The organism is Nocardia nepalensis, assembly GCF_048910785.1.
Lineage (GTDB): Bacteria > Actinomycetota > Actinomycetes > Mycobacteriales > Mycobacteriaceae > Nocardia > Nocardia nepalensis.
The window spans coordinates 1-3804 of sequence record NZ_JBKBET010000016.1 but is presented as its reverse complement, the minus strand read 5'-3'; the positions used below and the strand labels follow the sequence as shown (position 1 = coordinate 3804).

The 3804-nt window shown below is 64.6% G+C and carries 1 protein-coding gene; it reads left to right on the top strand.

Annotated features, from left to right (window positions below):
* Nucleotides 1-24: 24 nt before the first annotated feature.
* Nucleotides 25-3804 (top strand): type I polyketide synthase (locus ACHQ4I_RS09500; RefSeq protein ID WP_420771312.1); only part of this gene is annotated, 3780 nt, incomplete at its 3' end.

Sequence of the window (3804 nt, the reverse complement as noted above, 5' to 3'; positions counted from 1 at the left end):
GCCTTGGCTGGGCAGGCTGCCCGGTTGGCGGACTGGGTGCGTGCCGAGGACGACCTGGATGTCGTGTCGGTGGGGTCTGCGTTGGCGACTACTCGTGCGGTGTTCGAGCATCGTGCGGTGGTGGTGGGTGCTGATCGTGAGGCGCTGCTGGCCGGGTTGGCGGGGTTGGCGTCGGGGCAGCCGGGACCTGATGTGGTCGTCGGCCACACCACAACCACCACACCCGCCAAGACTGTGTTGGTGTTTCCCGGGCAGGGCTCCCAATGGGTCGGGATGGGTGCGGAGCTTCATGCGCAGTTCCCGATGTTCGCTGAGGCGTTCGATGCGGTGGCCGAGGAGTTGGATCGGCATCTGCGTTTGCCGCTACGGCAGGTGATGTGGGGTGATGACCAGGAGCTGCTCGACAGCACAGAGTTCGCTCAGCCGGCGTTGTTCGCGGTGGAAGCGGCGTTGTTCGCGTTGGTGGGGCAGTGGGGGATCGACCCGGATTTCGTGATGGGTCATTCCGTGGGTGAGGTCACCGCAGCGTATGTGGCCGGGGTTTTGACCTTGGAAGACGCTGCGCTGCTGGTAGCGGCCCGAGGCCGATTGATGCAGGCCTTGCCCGAGGGCGGGGTGATGGTTGCAGTCGCCGCCAGCGAGGACGAAGTGCTGCCGTTGCTGGTCGGCGGGGTGGATATCGCCGCGATCAACGCGCCGGGATCGGTGGTGATTTCCGGTGCAGAGACAGCCGTGGCCGCGATCGCGGATCGGTTGGCCCAGCAAGGTCGACGGGTGCACCGTTTGGCGGTGTCACACGCGTTCCATTCCCAGCTGATGGAACCGATGCTCGAGGAATTCGCGCGCCTGGTTTCCGATATCACGGTGAGCCCGGCACGGATTCCGGTGGTATCGAACGTGACGGCCGAACTGACCGGACCCGACTTCGGGTCGGGGCAGTACTGGCTCGACCACATCCGCCGACCTGTGCGTTTCGCCGACAGTGTGCAGTTGTTGGAGTCGATGGGCGCCACCCGGTTCATCGAAGTCGGTCCCGGCGCTGGCCTGTCAGCTGCCATAGAACAGACACTGACCTCTCCCGAGGCCATCACGATCCCCGTGCTGACCAAGCACCGCCCCGAGACCACCGCGATGGTCAAAGCGGTGGGCCACGCCTTCGTCGCGGGGGTACCTGTCGACTGGAGCAAGGTTTACACCACCACACCGGGTCGGGTCGGGTTGCCGACGTATGCGTTCCAGCGGCAACGGTATTGGCTGGCTTCGGGTTCTGCCGATGCGGGTTCGGCCGGGCAGTACCGGGTGCAGCATCCGGTACTTGCCGCGGCGGTGCCGGTGGGCGATCGCGACGAGTGGGTGTTCACCGGACGCCTGTCTGTCCAGGCCCAGCCGTGGATTGCCGATCACGTGTTGCTCGGGGCGATGGTCGTCCCCGGAGTTGCGTTGGTCGAGCTCGCACACGCGGTAGGCCAACAGCTGGATTGCCCGGTTGTCGAGGAATTGGTTTTCCAGGCGCCGTTGATCCTGCAGCAGCAGAACACGATTCAGGTGCAGGTCACCGTCGGGCAGGCCGGTGAGGACGGCCGTCGAGAGCTGGGCATCTACTCGCGCTCCCATGCCCCGGAGATCGGCACGGACCAGGGCGAGCCCGTATGTAACGCGCGGGGATGGCTGGCTGTGACCGAACCCGCCACATCCTCCACAGACACCGAACCGTGGGAGCCGTTCCCTGCGACATGGCCGCCGAACGGTGCAGAACCGGTGGCCGTTGATGCGTTGTACGCGCGGCTGGCCGAGGCGGGGTATGACTACGGCCCCATCTTCCAAGGGGTGCATGAGCTCTGGCGCAACGGTGACGCGGTTTACGCCGAAGTCGGGTTGCCCGACGAGACGGATGTGGCGCGGGGATTCGGGATTCACCCGGCGCTGTTGGATGCGGTACTGCAAAGTGCAGCCGGTTTTCTGATCGACCGCGACGACAGTCAACCCAGGATGCCCTTCAGCTTGACCGGGGTGCGGTTCGACCGCCAGGACGTCTCGCGGCTGCGTGTCCGCGCGGTTGCCCGTGGTGAGTCCGTGATACGAGTCGATGCAGTCGACACCACCGGCGCCGCGGTCGTATCGGTGCAGTCCTTTGCCACGCGTCCGGTCAACCCCGAACAACTCACGGCGGCACAACTCGGCGGTCAACGCAGCTTGTTCCTGCAGAACTGGGTGCCGGTCACCGCTGCAGGAAAAGATGAATCGACACCGATACTGATCGCTGGAATCGGCGACCCAGTCAGCGACCCAGTCGATACGGCGCAGTGGTTCACCGATCTGGACGAGTTGGAACGGGCCCTAGCGGAGGGGGCCGCACGGCCGGATCTGGTCATCGCTCCGATCACGGCTACGACTGCCACTGATGAGCCGGCCACCGCGCGGGCTACCACAGCCAACGCGTTGAGCCTTTTGCAGCGATGGTTGAGCAGCGAATGGCTGCCACAAGCCCGCCTGGTCGTAGTGACTCGCCACGCCATTGCGGCAGACGAGGCGCCCTTGGACCTGGGACTGGCACCGGTGTGGGGATTGATGCGTTCGGCACAAAGCGAACACCCGGGCCAGATCGTGCTGGTCGATATCGGCGCCGAGAGCGGTCACGACCTGGACTGGGGCAAACTCGTCGGGCTGGGCGAACCCCAACTCGCAGTCCGGGCAGGTCAAACCTTGGTGCCACGGCTCAGCCCGGCAGGAACAGGGGAAACGACCACCCAGCCACGGATAAACCCACACGAAACCGTCCTGATCACCGGTGGCACAGGCGGTCTGGGCGCCACGGTGGCCAGACATCTGGCCGACAAACACGGCGTCAAACGGCTGCTGCTGGTCAGCCGACGCGGACCGGAAGCAGACGACGCGGCGAAACTGATCGCAGACCTCGATGCGTTGGGCGCCCAAACCGACGTTGTCGCGTGTGATGTCACCGACCGCCAACAATTGGCCACGCTTCTGGAATCGTTGGAACGACCACTCGGAGCCGTGGTACATACGGCCGGGGTACTCGAAGACGGTGTCATCGAATCGATGACAGTCGACCAGCTCGAACGGGCACTACGACCAAAGATCGACGCCACCTGGCATCTACACGAACTGACCGCCGAGATGCCGTTGTCGGCATTCGTGATGTTCTCCTCGATGGCCGGACTGATCGGTAGCCCCGGACAAGGCAACTACGCCGCAGCCAACGCATGGCTCGACGCCCTCGCCCAGCAGCGCCGGTCGCAGGGACTACCAGCACACTCGCTGGCATGGGGACTATGGGCAGACCCCACCGGAATGACCGCCAAACTAGGCACTTCCGGACTCACACGACTGGAACGGATCGGTGTCGGCGCACTACCCACCGAGCTAGCACTGGAATTGTTCGACCGAAGCCTCGATCTGGCAACGGCAGTGGTAGTGCCCGCCCGACTGGACATGGCGGCGCTACAACGACAAGCACGAGCCGGAGCACTCCCCACACCACTACAAGGACTCGTCCGCACACCCGCGCGACGCACCGACACCACCGGAACACCACTGACACAACGGCTCGCCACCGTCGAGGAAACCGCCCGACAGCAGATCGTGCTCGACGAGATCCGCACACAAGCAGCCGTCGTACTCGGACACACCTCAGCCCAGGCAATAGACCCCAACCAAGCATTCCTGGAACTCGGATTCGACTCACTGACCGCGATCGAATTCCGCAACAGACTCACCCAAATCACCGGACTACGCCTGTCCAGCACCACCATCTTCGACTACCCCACACCCGCTCGACTCGCC